We start from the raw sequence: 2,932 nt of genomic DNA on the forward strand, positions 1-2,932 counted from the left end.
GGCCGGGGCGTCCGGCAACTACGGGTAGAACATCTTCAATTCGGCCGAGGGCAGGGTGATGAAACCCTCGGCGCGATCCCCGACCTGCGACACTCGTTCCGGCTTGATCCCCACCAGGTAGGCGCTGAACGCCGCCGCCAGTGCGTCCAGGCGATCGTGATCGTAGAGGCCATCTAGCGGGAGGTTGCCGCTCAATAGATGGTGGCGGGTGATCTCTTCCAGAGCCTTCATCGGGTTGGGGATATCCAGCCCTTCCAGGAACAGCACCAGCTGACGCTGCAGCCGTCCCTCAATGGTATTTTTCAGGAAAGGGCGCCGACCGAGCAGGACAGCAAAACAGGCGTGGGGATGGACCTCGATCACCGCCTTGCTCGGGAGTTCTTCGCCGGCGACAAAGTGCCGGTACCCCAGTCGTCCGAGCTTCTTGTACAGGTCAAACCCATTCCGCATCCAGCGCGGCGAGTCCGCTTCCCGGGAGGGGGTGTTATACAGCCGGATGTTGCGCCGGCGCAGCTCGTATTCGCACACCTTCCACTGGCCCCAGGTCTTGCTCCCCGGTCGAAGGTTGTAGCGACGGCGGACTTCGGGGTCGAGCATCACTCCCTTGTTCGGCGACTGGGGGGCATCGATGGCGATCACAGCCGAATCGAAGCCTCCGACGAAGGCCACCACTTCCTGCAGGCCACCCTCACCGGCCGCCGCCAACTTGAGATCCCGGTCGAGGACGGTGTAGTGGATCGGTCGTGTCCCAGCCGTCGGATCGATGCCTACGTAGAGTGTCTGGTCAAACAGCATGATCGTCTCCCCCGCTCCCGCTTGCCGGACGGCTGCGGCTGGTTGCCATCTGCGCCGCGAAAACCTCCCAGGCAAGGCGGTCCGTGTGGTACGGCGCCTGCCAGGGGCGCTGCTCGGCGGCGCGGAGCGCGGCCTGTACGGATTGGCCGCTGCAGATCCGGTAGGCGACATAGGCCCAGCGTACACGATGGCGTCCCAGGCTGCTGTGCAGCAGTACCCTCTCCTCGGAGGCAACCCACTGCTGGACAAACCGGCCGGCTTGCAGCCGCAGGTCGACATCGGCTTGAGCCTCATCCGAAACGTCCAACCACAGGAAGGCCCGCGGTTCCGGTCCGAGGAAGGCCTCCGGAGCCTTCGGCCGCAGGTGAAGGACGACCCGGATCCCGGTTTGCCCGGCGAACGTTGCCCACGTGGCTGGCACGTGCGAGCCCCCTGCGGCGTACACGCCGTCCTCAACCCAGGTCATCAGTGATTCTCGTCACGTCAGCCGAGTATACATCCCCGTTTGGTCGGCGGCGAACCCCGGGCTATACTACGCTCGCACCGCGGGCTCCGCGCTGGACCAGACTGCGAGCCTTCGGCGGACAGCGATGGCACCCAACCTCAGCAACTCAATTGCGGTTCGACGGATGATGATCCCCCGCATGTGACAGGCACCCGGAGGATGACCGGCCATGCCCGCCGGCGCCAGAGCCTAACCCCAAGAAGGAGGGTTTGTCCTATGCCCCCACGCAAGACCCCCGCCCGCAAATCCACCAGGAGCGTCGCCCCCAAGAAGGCGGCAGCCAAGCAAGCCCCCCCCAAGAAACCGGCCTTCAAGCTGACCTACGCTACGATGTTCGATCCGCCGGCGGAGCTTCACACCCGCTACGACGCCGCCCTGACCAAGCTCAAGGGCGAACTCGGGCGCGAGCACGCCATGATCATCGATGGCAAGGATGTTCGTGCCCCGGCCAAATTTGAAGATCGGTCTCCGATCAACACGGATTGGGTGTTGGGCATCTTCCAGAAGGGCACGCCCGATGACGCCCAGGCTGCCCTGTCGGCCGCCCGGCGAGCCTTCCCGAAGTGGTCGCATGTGCCCTACCAGGACCGTGCTCGCCTGCTGCGCAAGGCGGCCGACCTGATCGACAAACGGATCTATGAGTTCGGGGCGGTGATCTCCCTGGAGGTCGGCAAGAACCGCATGGAGGCCCTGGGGGACGCCGCCGAGACGGCCGACCTGATCCGCTACGCCTGCGACCAGATGCTGGCCAACAAGGGCTACGTCCGCCCGATGGGCAAGGATCCGCTCAAGGGCTACCGTTCCACCAACACTTCCGTCCTGCGCCCCTACGGTGTGTGGCTGGTCATCAGCCCGTTCAACTTCCCGTGTGCGCTGACCGGCGGTCCGTTGGGTTCTGCCTTGGTCACGGGCAACACGGTCGTGATGAAGCCGGCCACCGACACCCCGTGGACCGTGCGGCTGATCGCCGAATGCCTGCGCGACGCCGGCCTGCCGGATGGCGTCTTCAACTATGTCACCGGACCCGGCAGCACACTCGGCCAGGCGCTGATCTCCAGCCCCGAGGTGGACGGCATCACCTTCACCGGATCCCTTGAGATCGGTATGCACATCTTCCGCCAGTTCGCCAACGGCCGCTATGTGCGCCCGACCATTCTCGAGTTGGGCGGCAAGAATCCGGTGATTGTCTCGCGCAAGGCCGATCTCGAGCGGGCCGCCACCGGGATCATGCGCTCCGCCTTCGGCCTGCAGGGACAGAAGTGCTCAGCCGCCTCACGGGTCTTCATCGAGCGCCCGATGTATCAGCCGCTCGTGGAGCGCTTGGTGGCCATGGCCGAAAAGATTCAGGTCGGGGACTGCACCCAGCGCGACGTCTGGATGGGGCCGGTCGTGAACCAAGCCTCCTACCGCGACTTCCAGGCCTTCTGCGAAGAAGTCTCGCAGGGAGGCGGAAGGTTCCTGACCGGTGGCAAGGTGCTGCAGGATGGGGAGCACGCCAAGGGCTACTTCTGTACGCCGACTTTCGTCGCCGATCTGCCACTCGAGCACCATTTGTGGCAGCAGGAGATGTTCCTGCCAATCACCACGCTGGCCGCGGTCGACCATCTCGATCAGGCGATGTCGCTGGCCAAC

At 64.9% G+C, this 2,932-nt stretch carries 3 protein-coding genes; 1 reads left to right on the plus strand and 2 read right to left on the minus strand.

The features are described from left to right. Window positions 1-18 precede the first annotated feature (18 nt). Complete coding sequence (locus MUO23_07025) at window positions 19-795, minus strand: DUF429 domain-containing protein (protein ID MCJ7512709.1); 777 nt, start codon at window positions 793-795, stop codon at window positions 19-21. Further along, on the minus strand, window positions 785-1,261 hold the full coding sequence (locus MUO23_07030) for a hypothetical protein (GenBank protein ID MCJ7512710.1): 477 nt from the start codon (window positions 1,259-1,261) through the stop codon (window positions 785-787). Before MUO23_07030 ends, MUO23_07025 begins: the two co-directional genes overlap by 11 nt. A gap of 255 nt (window positions 1,262-1,516) precedes the next feature. Between MUO23_07030 and MUO23_07035 the strand changes: the two genes are divergently transcribed. Beyond that, window positions 1,517-2,932: aldehyde dehydrogenase family protein (locus tag MUO23_07035; protein MCJ7512711.1), on the plus strand; the 1,416-nt coding region annotated here is incomplete at its 3' end.

The sequence above is a fragment of the Anaerolineales bacterium genome, assembly GCA_022866145.1.
In the GTDB taxonomy this organism is placed as follows: domain Bacteria; phylum Chloroflexota; class Anaerolineae; order Anaerolineales; family E44-bin32; genus PFL42.

Bases quoted from the DNA above. Each gene is read 5' to 3' on its own strand.
- MUO23_07025 (MCJ7512709.1), bottom strand. From the start codon at position 795: ATGCTGTTTGACCAGACACTCTACGTAGGCATCGATCCGACGGCTGGG.
- MUO23_07030 (MCJ7512710.1), bottom strand. From the start codon at position 1,261: ATGACCTGGGTTGAGGACGGCGTGTACGCCGCAGGGGGCTCGCACGTG.